Below are 16,334 nucleotides of genomic sequence, written 5' to 3' on the forward strand. Positions count from 1 at the left end.
TTCCCCCCGATTGCCCGCCCGCGCCGCTATCCTGAGCGGATGGCGGACCAACGGCGCACTCCGGGGTCGCAGACGTCTCTGCGCGAGGCGAACCGCGGCCGGATCGTCGACGCCGTCAAGAAGCACGGCGGGCTGACGCAGGTCGAGCTCGCGGGAGCAACGGGCCTCTCCCCCGCCACGGTGTCGAACATCGTCAAGGAGCTCTCCGAGTCGGGGGTGCTCAGCACCTCGAAGTCGATGCGCTCGGGGCGCCGCGCCCAGTACGTGACCCTCGCCCACGCCTCGGGGCTGGTGTGCGGCATCCACTTCTCCCAGCGGCACCTGCGGGTGGCGCTCGCCGACGCGACCCTCACGGTCGTCTCCGAGCACGAGATGCCGCTCGCGCGCGATCACCGCTCCGACAACGAGATCCGACGCGTCGGCATGCTGCTCTCCGACATGCTCGACACCGTCTCGGCCGAGCGCGACGAGCTGCTCGCGGTCGGCGTGGCGGTGTCGGCGCCGATGGATGCCGCCAGCGGCATGGTCGCGCGCCCCGGCATCCTGCGGGGCTGGGAGGGCATCGCGATCGCCGACGCGGTCGAGCGGGCGCTGCGCGTCCCCGTGCTCGTCGACAACTCGTCCAACCTCTCCGCGTTCGCCGAGCACCGTCTCGGCGCGCTCCGCGGCCAGGACGACGCGATGTTCCTCGAGGTGAGCGACGGCATCGGGGCGGGCATCATCATGGGCGGCCGCGGCTACCGGGGTGCGAGCGGCAGCGCCGGCGAGTTCGGCCACATGGTGATCGTCGAGAACGGACCGCTGTGCCGTTGCGGCAACCTCGGCTGCCTCGAGGCGATCGCCGGCGGAGACGCGATCCTCGGCTCGCTCAAGAACCGCTACCCCGGCCTCAAGCTCGGCGACGTGATCGTGCGCGCGATGGCCGGCGACGACGCCTGCATCCGCGCGATCGCCGACGCGGGAACCCACATCGGCGTCGCGGCCGCGAACGTCGCCAGCATGTTCGACCCGATCCGCATGGTCGTCGGCGGCCATCTCGCGCGCGCCGGCGAGCTGCTGCTCGGCCCCATCCGCCAGGTCGTCGACCGCTCGCTCGCGTCGCGGCTCGCGCCGGCGCCCGAGATCGTCGCGGGGCAGCTGGGCCCCCGCGCCGCTCTCATGGGCGCCCTCGGCATCGCGGCCGACCGCAGCAGCACCTTCCCGGTCGTCTCCGTCTCCCCCGACCTCCGCACGGCGCTCGGGTGACCCGATGATCCGCACGCCCCGGGCGATCGTCTTCGCGATCGCCGCCCTCTCCGCCGTGCTCGTGCTCTCCGGGTGCACCAACGGCGTGTCGGGAAACGCGACCACCGATCCCGACACCGCCAAGATCGGACTGCTGCTCCCCGACTCGGTCACGGCCCGGTACGACTCGGCGGACCGCCCGTACTTCGAGGCGCGCATCGGGCAGCTCTGCCCCGGATGCCACGTGCTGTACGGCAACGCCGACGGCGACGCGGCGAAGCAGCAGCAGCAGGCGGAGTCGATGCTGACCCAGGGCGTGCAGGTGCTCGTGCTGGATCCCTACGACGGCAAGGCGGCCGCCTCGATCGTCGGTCTCGCCGCCGCACGCGGCGTACCCGTGATCTCCTACGACCGCCTCATCGACAGCCCCGACATCAGCTACTACATCTCCTTCGACAACGAGCTCGTCGGCCGCCTGCAGGCGCAGGCCCTCGTGGAGCGCCTGCAGCAGCTGGGGATCGCGCCGGGCGACGGCGGCATCCTCATGGTGAACGGCTCGCCCACCGACAACAACGCCTCCCAGTTCAAGAAGGGCGCCCACGAGGTGATCGACGCGAGCGGCTACACGGTGCTCGCCGAGTTCGACACCCCCGGCTGGGATCCGGCCAAGGCCCAGGACTGGGTGGCGGGACAGATCACGCAGTATGGTTCGCGCATCGTGGGCGTGTACGCGGCCAACGACCCGACCGCGGGGGGCGCGATCGCGTCGCTGAAGGCGGCCGGGGTGCTCCCGCTGCCCCCCGTCACGGGACAGGATGCGGAGCTCGCCGGGCTGCAGCGGATCCTCACGGGCGACCAGTACATGACCGTCTACAAGGCGCTGCGGCCCGAGGCGGAACGCGCGGCGGACCTCGCGATCGACCTCGTCAACGGCCGTTCGCCCGACGGCGAGGTCGAGGTGAGCATCGGATCCGAGACGGTGCGCTCCTTCCTCCTGGAGCCGGTGGCCGTCACCCGCGACCGCATCGGCCCCGTCGTGCTCGGCGACGGGTTCTTCACCGTCACCCAGCTGTGCACGCCGGACTACGCGGCCGCCTGCACCGCCGCGGGGCTGACGTGAGCGTCGCCGCAGTCGACGGGCCGGGCGGGGCCGACCCGCTCGACCGGGTCCCGGTGCTCTCGATGCGGGGCATCTCGAAGAGCTTCGGCAAGGTGCAGGCCCTCACCGACATCCATCTCGACATCTTCCCGGGCGAGGTCGTCGCCATCGTCGGCGACAACGGCGCGGGCAAGTCGACGCTCGTCAAGATCCTGGCGGGCGTGCATCCGGCGGACGCGGGCGAGATCGAGTTCGAACGCGCACCCGTCGCGATCCCGGATCCGACGGCCTCGCGCGCGCTCGGGATCGCCACCGTCTTCCAGGATCTCGCGTTGTGCGACAACCTCGACGTGGTCGCCAACCTGTTCCTCGGGCGCGAGATCACCCGCACCGCGCTCGACGAGGAGGAGATGGAGAGGGAGGCCTGGGCCCTGCTGCGCCAGCTCTCCGCCCGCATCCCCTCGGTGCGGGTGCCGATCGCGGCGCTCTCGGGCGGGCAGCGCCAGACCGTCGCGATCGCCCGTTCGCTCATCGGCGACCCGCGCGTCGTGATCCTCGACGAGCCGACGGCCGCGCTCGGCGTCGCCCAGACCGCGGAGGTGCTCAACCTCATCGAGCGGCTGCGCGAACGCGGGCACGGGGTCGTGCTGATCAGCCACAACATGGCCGACGTCCAGGCGGTCGCCGACCGGATCGTGGTGCTGCGCCTCGGACGCAACAACGGCGACTTCCTCGCGGCCGACGTGGGCTACGAGGACATCATCGCCGCGATCACCGGCGCGACGGAGCACGCCCGTCCGATGCCCGAACCCGTCTACCCGGCGCCTCGCCGGATCGGACCGGTCGCATGAGCGAGACGACGCAGCCCACCCCGACGCGGGCGCGCATCCCCGCGCTGGTCGACGAGGTCAGATCCCGCCTGACCGGCAACCTCGGCTCCCTGCCGGTCGTCGTGGGCCTCGTGATCATCTGCGTCGTGTTCCAGGCGCTCAACCCGAGCTTCTTGTCGGCCGACAACCTGGTGAACCTCACGCTGCAGTGCGCGGCGGGCGGCACGATCGCGATCGGCGTGGTGCTCGTGCTGCTGCTCGGGCAGATCGACCTGTCCGTCGGATCGGTCAGCGGTCTCGCCGCCGCCATCCTGGCCGTGAGCCTCACCCAGCTCGGCTGGGCTCTGCCCCTCGCGATCGGCGCCGCCCTCCTCACCGGCGTCGCGATCGGCCTGCTGTACGGGGTGCTCTTCACCCGTTTCGGTGTGCCGAGCTTCGTGATCACGCTCGCCGGGCTGCTCGGCGTGCTCGGCCTGCAGCTCAAGGTGCTCGGGCCGACGGGCTCCATCAACATCCCCTTCGACTCGCCCATCGTGCTGTTCGCCCAGAGCTGGTTCCTGCCGCCGTGGGTCGCCTATCTGCTGGCCGCGCTCTGGGCGGGCGGGATGTTCACATCCGCCGTGCTGCGCCAGCGGCGCCGGAGGCGGGCCGAGCTGCCCACGACCCCCCTCGGATGGCAGGCGCTGCGCGCCGGCGGGCTGCTGACGCTCTGCGCACTCGGGGTGGCCTACCTCGCCACCGATCGCGGCGTCGGCGTGATGTTCGTCTTCTTCATCGTGCTGGTGATCGTGATGGACGTCGTGCTCACCCGCACCCGCTGGGGTCGCGAGGTCTACGCCGTCGGCGGCTCGGTCGAGGCCGCACGGCGGGCGGGCATCCGGGTGGACCGGGTCTACATCTCGGTGTTCGTGCTGTGCTCGAGCTTCGCGGTGGTCGGGGGCCTGCTCGCCGCGGGGCGTCTCGCCTCCGCGAGCCTGTCCTCGGGCGGAGGCGACACGAACCTCAACGCGATCGCCGCGGCGGTCATCGGCGGCACGAGCCTGTTCGGCGGGCGCGGTTCGGCGTGGAGCGCGCTGCTCGGCATCGCGGTGATCCAGTCGATCTCGAACGGCCTCACCCTGCTCAACCTCGACTCCTCGATCCGCTACATGATCACGGGCGGCGTGCTGCTGCTCGCCGTCATCATCGACTCGCTCTCGCGCAGGTCGCGCGCGGCTCATGGGCAGGCCTAGGCACCCGGACGACAGGAGACCCCATGACGGACGACGAGGTCCGCACCCCCGCTCCGGGACGCGCCCGGCAGTCCGAGATCTTCCGCGCGGGCGCGAGCGGTTCGCGGCCCGCGGTGCCGACCGGCTGGAGCGCACTCGTCGCGTCCGCCGAGCGCGCCATGACGCCGGAGGCGTGGGCGTACGTGGCCGGGTCGGCGGGACGCGAGTCGACCGCGGAGGCCAACTACGACGCCTTCGACTCCTGGCGCCTCGTGCCGCGGATGCTGCGGGACGTGGCCGAGCGCGACCTCTCGATCGAGCTGTTCGGCAGGCGCCACCCGACCCCGCTGCTGACCTGTCCGATCGGCGTGCTCGAGCTCGTCGATCCGGACGCCGACCGGGCGATCGCCCGGGCCGCGGGCTCGCTCGGCATCACGAGCATGGTCTCCTGCCAGGCCTCGCTGCCGATGGAGGCGGTCGCGGGCGAGGCGGCGGGCCCCTGGTGGTTCCAGCTCTACTGGTCGAGCGAGGATGCGCTCGTCGAGAGCCTCGTGGCGCGTGCCGAGGCGGCCGGAGCCGAGGCGATCGTGGTGACCCTCGACACGGGGATGCTCGGCTGGCGGCCGCGGGACCTCGATCGCGGCTTCCTGCCCTTCATCCACGGCATGGGCATCGCCCAGTACACGAGCGACCCGGTCTTCCGGCAGCTGGTGCGGGAGCGGATGAGGCGGCCGTCGGGAGGGCCGCGTCCGCGCGTGACCCCGACGGCCGTCCGCACGCTGGTGGGGATGACGCGGCGGCATCCGGGCCGCTTCCGCGAGAACCTGCGGTCGGGTGAGCCCCGCACCGCCGTCGAGACCTTCCTCGACGTCTTCTCGCGGCCGTCGCTGAGCTGGGGCGACCTGCCGTTCCTCCGGGAGCGCACCCGGCTGCCGATCCTGCTGAAGGGCGTCCAGCATCCGGACGACGCCCGACGGGCACGGGACGCCGGGGTCGACGGCATCGTCGTGTCGACGCATGGCGGGCGCCAGGTCGACGGCGCGATCGGCGCCCTCGACGCGCTCCCCGGCGTCGTGGCCGCGGTCGGCGACGCCCTGCCGGTGATCCTCGACTCCGGCGTGCGCGGCGGCGCGGACGTGGTGCGCGCCCTCGCCCTGGGGGCGACCGCGGTGGGGATCGGGCGCGCCTGGGTCTACGGCCTCGCGATCGCCGGCGAGGAGGGCGCGCGCCAGGTGCTGCGGGACATCGTCGCCGAGACGGACCTCACGCTCGGGCTCACCGGCCACCGCGGCGTGGCCGAGCTCTCCCCCGACGACCTCGTGCGGATCTGAGACGCGTCAGGCGCGCGTCGCGGCGACCCACTGGTCGAGCTTCGCCGTCGCGGCGCCCGAGTCGATCACCGAGGCGGCCACCGCGATCTTGTCGCGGAACCGGGTGCGGATGTCCTCCTCGCCGCGGGTGTGGTCGAGGGCGAGATCCCACGACACGAGCCCGGCGGCGGCGTTGAGCAGCACGATGTCGCGCACCGGGCCGGTCTCGCCCCCGAGCACCCGGCGCGCGATCGCGGCGTTGTGCGCGGGGTCTCCGCCGCGCAGCTCGTCGATCGAGGCGCGCGGCAGGCCGAAGTCGGCGGGGTCGAGGTCGTGCTCGTCGACGGCGCCCCGCGAGACCTCCCAGACATGGCTGTGACCGGTGGTCGAGAGCTCGTCGAGTCCGTCGTCGCCGCGGAACACGAGCGCCGTGGCACCGCGCGTCTGGAACACGCCGACGACGAGCGGGACCTTGTCGAGGCTCGCCACGCCGACCGCCGAGGCCTCCGGACGCCCCGGGTTGCAGAGCGGCCCGAGGAAGTTGAACACCGTCGGGATCCCGAGCTCCGCGCGCACCGGTCCGGCGTTCTTGAACCCCGGGTGGAAGTGCGAGGCGAACACGAAGGTGAGCCCCGTCTCGCGCAGCACCTCGGCCACGCGCTCGGGCTCGATCATGATGTCGGCACCGAGAGCCGACAGCGTGTCGGACGCCCCGGATGCGGAGCTCGCGGCGCGATTGCCGTGCTTGGCCACCGGCACGCCCGCGGCCGCGCACACGATCGACGACATCGACGACACGTTGACGGTGCCGAACCGGTCGCCGCCCGTGCCGACGATGTCGAGCGCCATGGGGTCGATGGGCAGCGGCTTCGCCGCGGCGAGGATCGCGTCCCGGAAGCCGACGATCTCGTCGACCGTCTCGCCCTTCGCCCTGAGCGCGATCAGGAAGCCCGCCAGCTGGGCGTTCGTGGCCTCCCCCGACATCACCTGACCCATGGCCCACTCGGCCTCGGCGATCGAGAGATCGCCCCCGGCGAGCAGTTCGGTGAGCACGGCGGGCCAGCTGAGTTCGGTCGGCATGCGCACGATCGTAGCGACTCCGCACGACCCCTCTCCGGACCGATCCGGACGCGACAGGCCCATTCCGGTGAATTCGCCGTGAGCGATATCAGCCATAATGGAGAGGTGACCACTACCTCCGCCGTCAGCGCCCCGAGCACACCGGTCATCCACCGGCCGAACACCGTCGCCGTGGGCACGATCGTGTGGCTCGGCAGCGAGGTCATGTTCTTCGCGGGCCTCTTCTCCGTCTACTTCACCCTGCGATCGATGTCGCCGGAGCTGTGGGACGAGCAGACCGCCAAGCTCAACGTCTGGTACTCGCTCGCGAACACGATCATCCTGGTCGCGTCCTCGTTCACGGCCCAGTTCGGCGTCTTCGCGGCCGAGCGCATGCAGCCGCGACGCACCGGGGGCCTGTTCGCCCTCACCAAGTGGGGCATGGTCGAGTGGTTCTTCCTGAGCTACGCGCTCGGCGCGGTCTTCGTGACCGGCCAGATCTTCGAGTACGGCCAACTGGTGTCCGAGCACGTCGGCTTCCAGTCCGACTCCTACGGATCGGTCTTCTACTTCGCGACCGGATTCCACGGCCTCCACGTGACGGGCGGTCTCATCGCCTTCCTGCTCGTGATCGGCCGCACCTTCGCGGTCTCGCGCTTCACCCACAAGGAGGCGACGAGCGCGATCGTCGTCTCCTACTACTGGCACTTCGTCGATGTCGTCTGGATCGGCCTGTTCCTCGTCATCTACGTCCTTCAATAGCCCGGCAGAACGGATCAACTCCACGATCATGGCGACCTCCGCTACCCGTACACGTACCCGCCGCGCCGGCCGGCGTTCCCCGCTCGCATCCGCGGCCCTGCTGCTCATCGGCCTGCTCGCCACCGGCGGCGCCTACGCCGCGCTGACGGCGGGCGCCAGCGCCGACGCCGCGAGCGAGTCCCAGGTGACCAAGCTCGCCGACGAGGGCGAGAAGCTCTTCGCCGCCAACTGCGCCAGCTGCCACGGCCTGCAGGCCCAGGGCACCGAGGACGCCCCGAGCCTCATCGGCGTCGGCGCCGCCGCCGTCGACTTCCAGGTGGGCACCGGCCGCATGCCGATGGCCGCCTCCGGCCCCCAGGCCGAGCAGAAGCCCGTCCAGTTCACCGAGGAGCAGATCGCCGCCCTCGCGAGCTGGGTCGCCTCCCTCGGCCCCGGCCCGTCGATCCCCGACGAGAGCTACCTCGCGGGCGACGGCGACCTCGCGGTCGGAGCGGAGCTGTTCCGCATCAACTGCGCGATGTGCCACAACGTGGCCGGCGCGGGCGGCGCGCTCACCGAGGGCAAGTTCGCCCCGAGCCTCATGGGCGTGAGCGCCAAGCACATCTACGAGGCCATGATCACGGGCCCGCAGAACATGCCGGTGTTCAACGACGCGAACATCACCCCCGAGGACAAGTCGGCGATCATCAGCTACCTCAAGTACATCGAGGCGAACTCCTCGCCGGGTGGGCTCGACCTCGGCAACCTCGGTCCGGTCTCGGAGGGTCTGTTCGTCTGGATCTTCGCGCTCGGCGGGATCGTCGCGATCACCGTCTGGCTCACGGCGAAGTCGAACTGACGCGTGGGCACCGAGAACCCGAGCACGGAAACACAGGAAGGGAAGCGCATGGCAGGGACCGACGGGGCCGCACCCGGCACCGCAGTCGAGAGGCACGAGAGCGCGCCGCTGCCCTCCGGGGTCGCCGTCATCTCCGATGACCGCGTCGAGAACCCGGGCTTCCCGCCGTACCGGCCGCGCGTCTCCGACACCGACCCGGTGAAGGAGCGCCAGAACGAGCGTCGCGTGTTCTGGCTCTTCCTCGCGTCGATGATCGGCAGCGTGTTCGCCGTGGTCGCGTACATCGTCTTCCCGATCCACGAGGGCGACCTGGGGTCGGTGCGCCTCAACAACCTGTTCCTCGGCCTCGGCTTCGCACTCGGCCTTCTCGGCATCGGATTCGGCGCCGTGCACTGGTCGAAGTCGCTCATGGACGGCCACGACATGGTCGAGCTGCGGCACGACACCCGCGGCAAGCCCGAGACGATCGCCCGTGCGAGCGAGATCTTCACCCTCGGCAACAAGGAGTCCGGCTTCACGCGGCGCAAGCTCATCCGCAACGGCCTGCTCGGCGCCCTCGTGCTCGCGCCGCTCTCCGCCGTCGTGATCTTCCGCGACTTCGCCCCGGCCGACGACCCGGCCACCCTGCTCAAGCACACCATGTGGGAGAAGGGCACGCGTCTCGCGCGCGACCCCAACGGCGTGCCGATCAAGGCCTCGGATGTGACGATCGGCTCGGTCTTCCACGTGATCCCCGAGAACCTGAACGACTCCGAGCACCCGCTCGAGGAGAAGGCCAAGGCGGCCGTGCTCCTCATGCGCCTGAACCCCGAGGACCTGCACATCTCCGAGGGTCGCGAGGACTGGAGCTTCCGCGGCATCGTCGCGTACTCCAAGATCTGCACCCACGTCGGATGCCCCGTGGCCCTCTACGAGCAGCAGACCCACCACCTGCTGTGCCCCTGCCACCAGTCGCAGTTCGACATCACCCGCGAGGCGGCCGTCATCTTCGGACCGGCCAAGCGCCCGCTGCCGCAGCTGCCCATCACCGTCGACGAAGAGGGTTACCTGGTCGCGCAGAGCGACTTCCACGAGCCCGTCGGCCCGAGCTTCTGGGAGCGTTCGCTGTGACCGCCACCGCCACCACCCCTGCCACGACGGAGACGAAGGCCCCCACCGGGCCGGGCATGCGCTTCGTCAACTGGGGCGCGAACTACATCGAGGACCGCACGAGCATGTCGGGCCTCGTCAAGGAGCTCGGCCGCAAGATCTTCCCCGACCACTGGTCGTTCATGCTCGGCGAGGTCGCGCTCTACAGCTTCGTCGTCATCCTGCTGTCGGGCACCTTCCTGACCTTCTTCTTCCAGGCGTCCATGGCGCCGGTCGTCTACGAGGGCTCCTACCCCACGCTCAAGGGCGTGGAGATGTCGGCGGCGATGGCCTCGACGCTCGACATCAGCTTCGACGTGCGCGGCGGCCTGCTGATGCGCCAGGTGCACCACTGGGCGGCGCTGCTCTTCGTCGCCTCGATCGGTCTGCACATGCTGCGCGTGTTCTTCACGGGCGCGTTCCGCAAGCCCCGCGAGATCAACTGGGTCGTCGGCTTCCTGCTCTTCGTCCTGGCCATGGCCGAGGGCTTCACCGGCTACTCGCTCCCCGACGACCTGCTCTCGGGCAACGGCCTCCGGATCATCGACGGCATGGTCAAGGGCATCCCGGTCATCGGCACCTGGATCTCGTACCTCCTGTTCGGCGGCGAGTTCCCCGGCGAGGCGATCGTCGGCCGCCTCTACATGCTGCACATCATGCTGCTGCCGGCACTCGTCATCGCCGCGATCGGCGTGCACATGATCCTGCTGATCGTGAACAAGCACACCCAGTTCGCCGGCCCCGGCCGCACCGAGGGCAACGTGGTCGGCAACCCGATCATGCCGGTGTTCGCGGCGAAGGCGGGTGGCTTCTTCTTCATCGTCTTCGGCGTGATCATGCTGATCGCCGCGACGGTCACCATCAACCCGATCTGGAACTACGGCCCCTACGACCCCTCCCCCGTGTCCGCCGGCACCCAGCCCGACTGGTACATCGGCTTCGCGGACGGCACGCTGCGTCTCATCCCGCCGGGCTGGGAGTTCGAGCTGTGGGGCTTCACCTTCTCGATGAACATCATCGTGCCGATCATCATCCTCGTGGTGTTCCTCGTGCTGGTGGCGTTCTACCCCTTCATCGAGGCCTTCGTCACGGGCGACAAGCGCGAGCACCACATGACCGAGCGTCCGCGCAACGCGCCGACCCGCACGGCCATCGGCGCCGCGGGTGTCACCTTCTACGCGGTCATGTGGGCCGCGGCGAGCTCCGACCTCATCGCCACCCACTTCCGTCTCTCGATCGAGGGAGTCACGCACACGCTGCAGGCGCTGCTCATCCTCGGCCCGATCATCGCCTACATCGTGGCGAAGCGGATCTCGATCGCCCTGCAGAAGAAGGATCGCGAGATCGCGCTGCACGGCTACGAGTCGGGCCGCATCGTGCGCCTGCCGGGCGGCGAGTACATCGAGGTGCACGAGCAGCTCTCGGACTACGAGCGCTGGCGCCTGGTGAGCTACGACGACTACGCGCCGCTCATGGTGCGCCCGAACGCGAACGGCAAGATCACCTTCGGCACGAAGCTGCGGGGCGTCATGTCGCGGTGGTTCTTCGAGGACCGCATCGCCCCGGTGACGCGCACCGAGATCGAGGCCTCCAAGCACGGCCACCACTGATCCATCGTCACGGAAGGCCCGGCATCCCTCGCGGATGCCGGGCCTTCCGTTGTCCGATCGCTCGCCTGTGGTGCCGCTCCCGCGCGGCGGCGGGGTCGCTTGCGCGACGCATGCCCCCGCGTGCGGCCTGACGGCCGCGCGCTCCCGCCAGTCCCGATGCCAGCGTCCCGCAAGCGACCCCGCCGCCACGCTCCGCTCCGTCCGAGGAGGTTCACCGGCCTCGCGACGTAGCGGAGCGAGGGGAAGAGACGTCGTCCGAGTCGCTGGCATCGGGACTGGCGGGAGCGCCGCCGCGCAGCGGCGACGCGGGGGCATGCGACTCGGACGACGTCTCTTCCCCTCGCGGGAGCGGTCCCCGCGGACATCGTGGGAGGGGTTACGCGAAGAAGCGGCGCATGTACTCGGCCGATTCATGGAAGCCGAGACGGTCGTAGAAGCCGCCCGCACGACGACTCGCGACCGTGAGCTGGGTCACGCCGCGACGCTCGCACTCGGCCTCGACGGCGTGCACGAGCTGGGTGCCGTAGTCGTGGCCGCGGGCGTCGGAGGCGACCACGATCTCCTGCAGCTGCGCGGACGGCCCGTTGGTCGAGAGCAGCGGCACGATGGTGGTGAGGGCGTAGCCGCGGACGCCGTCGCCGTCCTCCGCGACGAGCAGCAGCACGGTGGGCTGCTCACCGGCGAGGTAGCCGGCCATCGTCGCGTCGAACGCGTCACGGTCGGGCGCGAAGGCGTGCCCCAACTGCTCGACGAGCGCGAAGATCGCGTCCTCGTCGCCCGCCCGGGCCGCACGCACCGTCATCAGCGGGCGAAGTTGTTCCGGTAGTACTCGTAGTTCCAGCCGATGATGGCGATGACCGCGAGCGGGCCGCCGATGAAGGAGATCCACGGCCCGACCGCGAGGCCGAGGAACACGAGCGCGAGCGCGCCGCCGAGGGTCAGCGGCCACCAGCTCCACGGGCTGAAGTGCCCGAGCTCCGGGTCGTCATCGTCGATGTCGGCCGTGAGGCTGTCCTGCGCGAGCTCGCCGCCCTGGGCCGAGTGCGTACGCCCGAGGTAGAAGGCCAGGAAGAACGCCAGGATCGCCGAGAGCGTCATGGCGACCGTGCCCACCCACTCGAGGTGGTCGGGGTTCCAGCCGACGGTGATACCCACCCAGATCGTGTAGGCCGCGGCGGACAGGAGGAAGAACGCCCCCAGGATCCAGAACAGATTCGCGTTGGTGCGCATGGCGCTACTTCACCTCTCCGTCGGCGAGATCGACGACCGGCGCATCCGGTGCGTCCTTGGCGGGACCGATGCCCACCTGCACGGTCTCGGGGTGGTGCAGGTCGAAGGCCGGCGACTCCGAGCGGATGCGCGGGATCGACGTGAAGTTGTGACGCGGCGGCGGGCACGAGGTGGCCCACTCGAGCGAGCGGGAGTTGCCCCACGGGTCGTCGACGGTCACCCGCGGCGCCTTGCGCGCCGTGATCCACACGTTGAGGAAGAACGGGATGAGCGACACCGCCAGGATCGCCGAGCCGATGGTCGAGAGCTGGTTCTCCCACGTGAAGCCGTCGCTCGCCAGGTAGCCCGCATAGCGACGCGGCATGCCCTCGACGCCGAGCCAGTGCTGGACGAGGAAGGTCGTGTGGAAGCCGATGAACAGCAACCAGAAGTGGATCTTGCCGAGCCGCTCGTCGAGCATCTTGCCCGTCCACTTGGGCCACCAGAAGTAGAAGCCCGAGAACATCGCGAACACGACCGTCCCGAAGACGACGTAGTGGAAGTGGGCGACGACGAAGTACGAGTCCGACACGTGGAAGTCGAGCGGCGGCGAGGCGAGGATGACGCCGGTGAGGCCACCGAAGACGAAGGTCACCAGGAAGCCGATCGCCCAGATCATCGGGGTCTCGAAGGTGACCGAACCGCGCCACATCGTGCCGATCCAGTTGAAGATCTTCACACCCGTCGGCACGGCGATGAGCATGGTCATGAGCGCGAACCACGGCAGCAGCACCGAACCCGTGACGTACATGTGGTGCGCCCACACCGTCACCGAGAGGGCGGCGATCGCGATCGTCGCGAAGATCAGCGTCTTGTAGCCGAAGATCGGCTTGCGGCTGAACACCGGGAACACCTCGGACACGATGCCGAAGAACGGCAGCGCGATGATGTAGACCTCGGGGTGACCGAAGAACCAGAACAGGTGCTGCCAGAGGATCGTGCCGCCGTTGGCGGGATCCAGGAGGTGTGCCCCGAAGACGCGGTCGGCGCCGAGCGCGAACAGGCCGCCGGCGAGGATCGGGAACGCGAGCAGCACGAGGATCGACGTCACCAGGATGTTCCAGGTGAAGATCGGCATGCGCCACATGGTCATGCCGGGTGCGCGCATCGTGATGATCGTGGTGATGAAGTTCACGCCGCCGAGGATGGTGCCGAATCCGGAGAGCGCGAGACCGAAGACCCACAGGTTGCCGCCGAGGCCCGGCGTGAAGGTCGTGCTGGTGAGCGGCGCGTAGGCCGTCCAGCCGAAGCCCGCCGCACCCTGCGGGGTGAAGAAGCCGCCGACCGCGATGAGCGACCCGAAGGTGAACAGCCAGAACGCGAGCGCGTTCAGCCGGGGGAAGGCGACATCGGGGGCGCCGATCTGCAGCGGCATGATCGCGTTCGCGAAGCCCGCGAACAGCGGCGTCGCGAACATCAGCAGCATGATCGTGCCGTGCATCGTGAACAGCTGGTTGTACGCCTCGTTCGACGGGACGACGTCGACACCCGGGGTGAACAGCTCCACGCGGATCACGAGGGCCAGCACGCCGCCGATGCAGAAGAAGATGAACGACGTGATCAGGTACAGGTAGCCGATCGTCTTGTGGTCGGTGGTGGTGAGCCACTTGACGATGATCGCGCCCTTGCTGGTGGGCTTCGCCGGGGCGACGGTGCGGGTCTGCGTCGGCGCCGAGGTCTGGCCGGGGGCCGGAGCTGTGGTGGTCATCGATCAGTCCTCGTTCTCGCTGATGCTGGATGTGCCGTTGCCGGGGAGGTTCTGGTTCACGTTGTACGTGGCGTCCAGGCGTCCCTCGTTGCCGGCGGCGCGCAGCTCGTCGATGTGCGCCTGGTACTCCTCCTCCGAGACGACGTGCACGGTGAAGAGCATGTCGGCGTGGTATTCGCCGCACAGCTCCGCGCACTTGCCGCGGTAGACGCCCTCCTTGAGGGGCACGAAGTACATGTAGTTGGTCTTGGCCGGGATCATGTCCTTCTTGTAGAGGAAGTCGATGATCCAGAAGGAGTGGGCCACGTCACGCGACTCGAGGTCGATCTCGACCTTCTTGCCGACCGGGAGGTAGAGCGCGGGCAGCGTGTCCTCGTCGAGGTTGCCCTCGGCATCCGGCTGCGCCTGCACGCCCTGCGTGTAGACGTTCTCGTTAAGGTAGTTGAAGTCCCACGACCAGCGCTTGCCGAAGGCCTCGATGCGCACGTCGGGGTTGCCCGGGTCATCTTCGATGGCGGCCTGGTCGCGCGCGGTGAAGGCGAAGAACCCGAGGATCAGGAAGAACGGCACGACCGTGTAGAAGATCTCGACCGGCATGTTGTAGCGCAGCTGCACCGGGAGGCCCGTCTGGCCCTTGCGGCGGCGGTACACCACCGCGGCCCACAGCATCAGGCCCCACGTGACGACGCCGACGACGAGCAGCACGATCCAGGACGTGACCCAGAGGCCGATGATGCGCTCGGTGTGGTTGGTCGTGCCCGCGTCGGCCGGCAGGAAGCCGTTGAGCTGCTCCTGCGTGCAGCCGGCGAGCACGACGGCGACCGCGAGGCCGATCGGGACGACGGCCCAACGGGCCAATCGTGAGCGCTGGGGGCGGTTGGATCGCACCTGGAACCTCTCGGACGACGACGTGGTGATTCGTCTCCGAGTCTACTGTCCTGTTCGGCGCGGCGATAATCCGCCGCGCGCGCCGGAGAACGACACGAGCGCGGTCGCGTCATTCTCCGGATGCGGCGGGAAAGCCGCGGAGCGATGCGACCGCGCTCGTATCGCGGAAGCGGGGCGCCGCGGATTATCGCGGCGCCAGATGACTCAATGGAACGAATCGCCGCAGGCGCAGCTGCCCTGGGCGTTGGGGTTGTCGATCGTGAAGCCCTGCTTGTAGATCGTGTCCTCGAAGTCGATGGAGGCGCCGTCGAGATACGGCACGCTCATCTGGTCGACGACCACCTCCACGCCGTCGAAGTCGCGGGTGGCGTCGCCGTCGAGCAGGCGCTCGTCGAAATAGAGCTGGTAGATGAGGCCCGAGCATCCGCCGGGCTGCACGGCGACGCGCAGGCGCAGGTCGTCGCGGCCCTCCTGCTCGAGGAGCGACCGCACCTTCTGCGCGGCGGTGTCGGAGAGGGAGACCCCGTGGGTCGTCTCGAGCGTGTCGGTCATGCCGCGATTGTACCCGCCGGTTCGCCGCGGATGCTGGATCAGCGGGCCGCGAGGCGCGCGAGCAGCAGCGCCTCGCCGAGGATCGCCTTCTGGAGGCTCGGCAGATGCAGCGACTCGTTGGGGCTGTGCGCCCGGGAGTCCGGGTCCTCCACGCCGGTCACCAGGATCTGCGCGTTCGGGAAGCGCTCCGCCAGCTCGGCGATGAACGGGATCGAGCCGCCGACGCCCATCTCGACCGTCGGGTTGCCGAAGGCCTCCTCGAGCACCGCCTTCGCGTCGGCGACCGCCCAGCCGCTCGTGTCGACGAGGAAGGGCTGACCGAGGTCCAGGCCGTCGACCTCGAGCTGCGCGCCGAACGGCGCGTGGGCCCGGAGGTGGCCGATGAGCGCCTCGTACGCCTCCTCGGCGCGCTGTCCGGGGGCGACACGGGCGCTCACGCGCACCCGCACGCTCGGGATCAGCGTGTTGGACGCGTCCTTGATGCTCGGGGCGTCGATGCCGGTGACGGTGATGGCGGGCTGGTTCCACACCCGCGAGATGATCTCGCCTCGGCCGATCGGGGTCGCGCCCTCGAGCAGGCCCGTCTCGGCGCGCAGCTGCGCCTCGTCGTACGGCGGGGTCTCCGCCTCGCGCGAGGTCAGACCGGCCACGGCGACCGACCCGTCCTCGTTCCACAGGGAGGCGAGCATCCGGATCGCGGCGAGCATCGCATCCGGCACCGCTCCCCCGAACATCCCCGAATGCGAGGCGTGCTCGAGCGTCGTGACGCGCAGGTTGAAGGCGACGGCGCCGCGCAGCCCCACCGTCACCGCCGGGACGTCGACCGACCAGTTGCCCGAGTCGGCG

16 protein-coding genes are annotated in these 16,334 nt (G+C 70.0%); 9 read left to right on the forward strand and 7 right to left on the reverse strand.

Annotated elements, in window-relative coordinates; genetic code table 11:
- Window positions 1-39 precede the first annotated feature (39 nt).
- From NUH29_RS02090 to NUH29_RS02110, 5 genes are all read left to right on the forward strand, one after another.
- On the forward strand, window positions 40-1,245 hold the full coding sequence (locus NUH29_RS02090) for an ROK family transcriptional regulator (protein ID WP_258797239.1): 1,206 nt from the start codon (window positions 40-42) through the stop codon (window positions 1,243-1,245).
- Window positions 1,246-1,249: 4 nt separating this feature from the next.
- Window positions 1,250-2,344, forward strand: a complete 1,095-nt coding sequence (locus NUH29_RS02095; protein WP_258797240.1) for an ABC transporter substrate-binding protein — start codon at window positions 1,250-1,252, stop codon at window positions 2,342-2,344.
- Between the two features lie 62 nt (window positions 2,345-2,406).
- Window positions 2,407-3,174 carry an ATP-binding cassette domain-containing protein gene (locus NUH29_RS02100; protein WP_258797267.1) on the forward strand — a complete coding sequence of 256 codons (768 nt, stop codon included), beginning with the start codon at window positions 2,407-2,409 and terminating at the stop codon, window positions 3,172-3,174.
- A complete protein-coding gene (locus tag NUH29_RS02105; RefSeq protein ID WP_258797241.1) occupies window positions 3,171-4,385 on the forward strand; it encodes a sugar ABC transporter permease in 1,215 nt (404 codons plus the stop codon). The genes NUH29_RS02100 and NUH29_RS02105 overlap by 4 nt, the downstream gene beginning before the upstream one ends.
- Before the next feature lie 23 nt (window positions 4,386-4,408).
- Window positions 4,409-5,695, forward strand: coding sequence for an alpha-hydroxy-acid oxidizing protein (locus NUH29_RS02110; protein ID WP_258797242.1), 1,287 nt, complete (start codon window positions 4,409-4,411; stop codon window positions 5,693-5,695).
- 6 nt (window positions 5,696-5,701) lie between these two features.
- On the opposite strand, the gene trpD is transcribed toward NUH29_RS02110, so the two are convergent.
- Window positions 5,702-6,754: an anthranilate phosphoribosyltransferase gene (gene trpD, locus NUH29_RS02115; RefSeq protein WP_258797243.1), complete on the reverse strand. Its 1,053-nt coding sequence runs from the start codon at window positions 6,752-6,754 to the stop codon at window positions 5,702-5,704.
- A gap of 105 nt (window positions 6,755-6,859) precedes the next feature.
- Between trpD and ctaE the strand changes: the two genes are divergently transcribed.
- Genes ctaE through qcrB form a run of 4 tightly spaced genes read left to right on the forward strand, consistent with a single transcriptional unit; the run spans window position 6,860 to window position 11,071 of the window.
- The gene (ctaE, locus tag NUH29_RS02120; protein ID WP_258797244.1) at window positions 6,860-7,495 is read left to right on the forward strand and encodes an aa3-type cytochrome oxidase subunit III; all 636 of its coding nucleotides are present in this window, start codon (window positions 6,860-6,862) and stop codon (window positions 7,493-7,495) included.
- Window positions 7,496-7,523: 28 nt separating this feature from the next.
- Complete coding sequence (gene qcrC, locus NUH29_RS02125; protein WP_258797245.1) at window positions 7,524-8,333, forward strand: cytochrome bc1 complex diheme cytochrome c subunit; 810 nt, start codon at window positions 7,524-7,526, stop codon at window positions 8,331-8,333.
- Between the two features lie 48 nt (window positions 8,334-8,381).
- Window positions 8,382-9,443, forward strand: a complete 1,062-nt coding sequence (gene qcrA, locus NUH29_RS02130; RefSeq protein WP_258797247.1) for a cytochrome bc1 complex Rieske iron-sulfur subunit — start codon at window positions 8,382-8,384, stop codon at window positions 9,441-9,443.
- Between the two features lie 56 nt (window positions 9,444-9,499).
- Window positions 9,500-11,071 carry a cytochrome bc1 complex cytochrome b subunit gene (gene qcrB / locus NUH29_RS02135; protein ID WP_258797268.1) on the forward strand — a complete coding sequence of 524 codons (1,572 nt, stop codon included), beginning with the start codon at window positions 9,500-9,502 and terminating at the stop codon, window positions 11,069-11,071.
- Window positions 11,072-11,447: 376 nt separating this feature from the next.
- On the opposite strand, the gene NUH29_RS02140 is transcribed toward qcrB, so the two are convergent.
- The 6 genes from NUH29_RS02140 to NUH29_RS02165 all read right to left on the reverse strand — a co-directional run.
- Complete coding sequence (locus NUH29_RS02140; RefSeq protein ID WP_258797248.1) at window positions 11,448-11,873, reverse strand: GNAT family N-acetyltransferase; 426 nt, start codon at window positions 11,871-11,873, stop codon at window positions 11,448-11,450.
- Window positions 11,873-12,301: a cytochrome c oxidase subunit 4 gene (locus NUH29_RS02145; RefSeq protein WP_258797249.1), complete on the reverse strand. Its 429-nt coding sequence runs from the start codon at window positions 12,299-12,301 to the stop codon at window positions 11,873-11,875. The genes NUH29_RS02140 and NUH29_RS02145 overlap by 1 nt, the downstream gene beginning before the upstream one ends.
- A gap of 4 nt (window positions 12,302-12,305) precedes the next feature.
- Window positions 12,306-14,048 (reverse strand): aa3-type cytochrome oxidase subunit I, encoded by a 1,743-nt coding sequence (gene ctaD / locus NUH29_RS02150; RefSeq protein ID WP_258797250.1) that lies wholly within the window; start codon window positions 14,046-14,048, stop codon window positions 12,306-12,308.
- A gap of 3 nt (window positions 14,049-14,051) precedes the next feature.
- Entirely contained in the window at window positions 14,052-14,936 is an 885-nt protein-coding gene (ctaC, locus tag NUH29_RS02155; RefSeq protein WP_258797251.1) for an aa3-type cytochrome oxidase subunit II, read from the reverse strand.
- A 204-nt stretch (window positions 14,937-15,140) separates the two neighbouring features.
- On the reverse strand, window positions 15,141-15,488 hold the full coding sequence (locus NUH29_RS02160; protein ID WP_187676307.1) for a HesB/IscA family protein: 348 nt from the start codon (window positions 15,486-15,488) through the stop codon (window positions 15,141-15,143).
- Between the two features lie 38 nt (window positions 15,489-15,526).
- The coding region (locus NUH29_RS02165) for a M20/M25/M40 family metallo-hydrolase (protein WP_258797254.1) at window positions 15,527-16,334 on the reverse strand (808 nt) is incomplete at its 5' end.

Source organism: Protaetiibacter mangrovi (assembly GCF_024752305.1).
GTDB classification, from domain to species: domain Bacteria; phylum Actinomycetota; class Actinomycetes; order Actinomycetales; family Microbacteriaceae; genus Homoserinibacter; species Homoserinibacter mangrovi.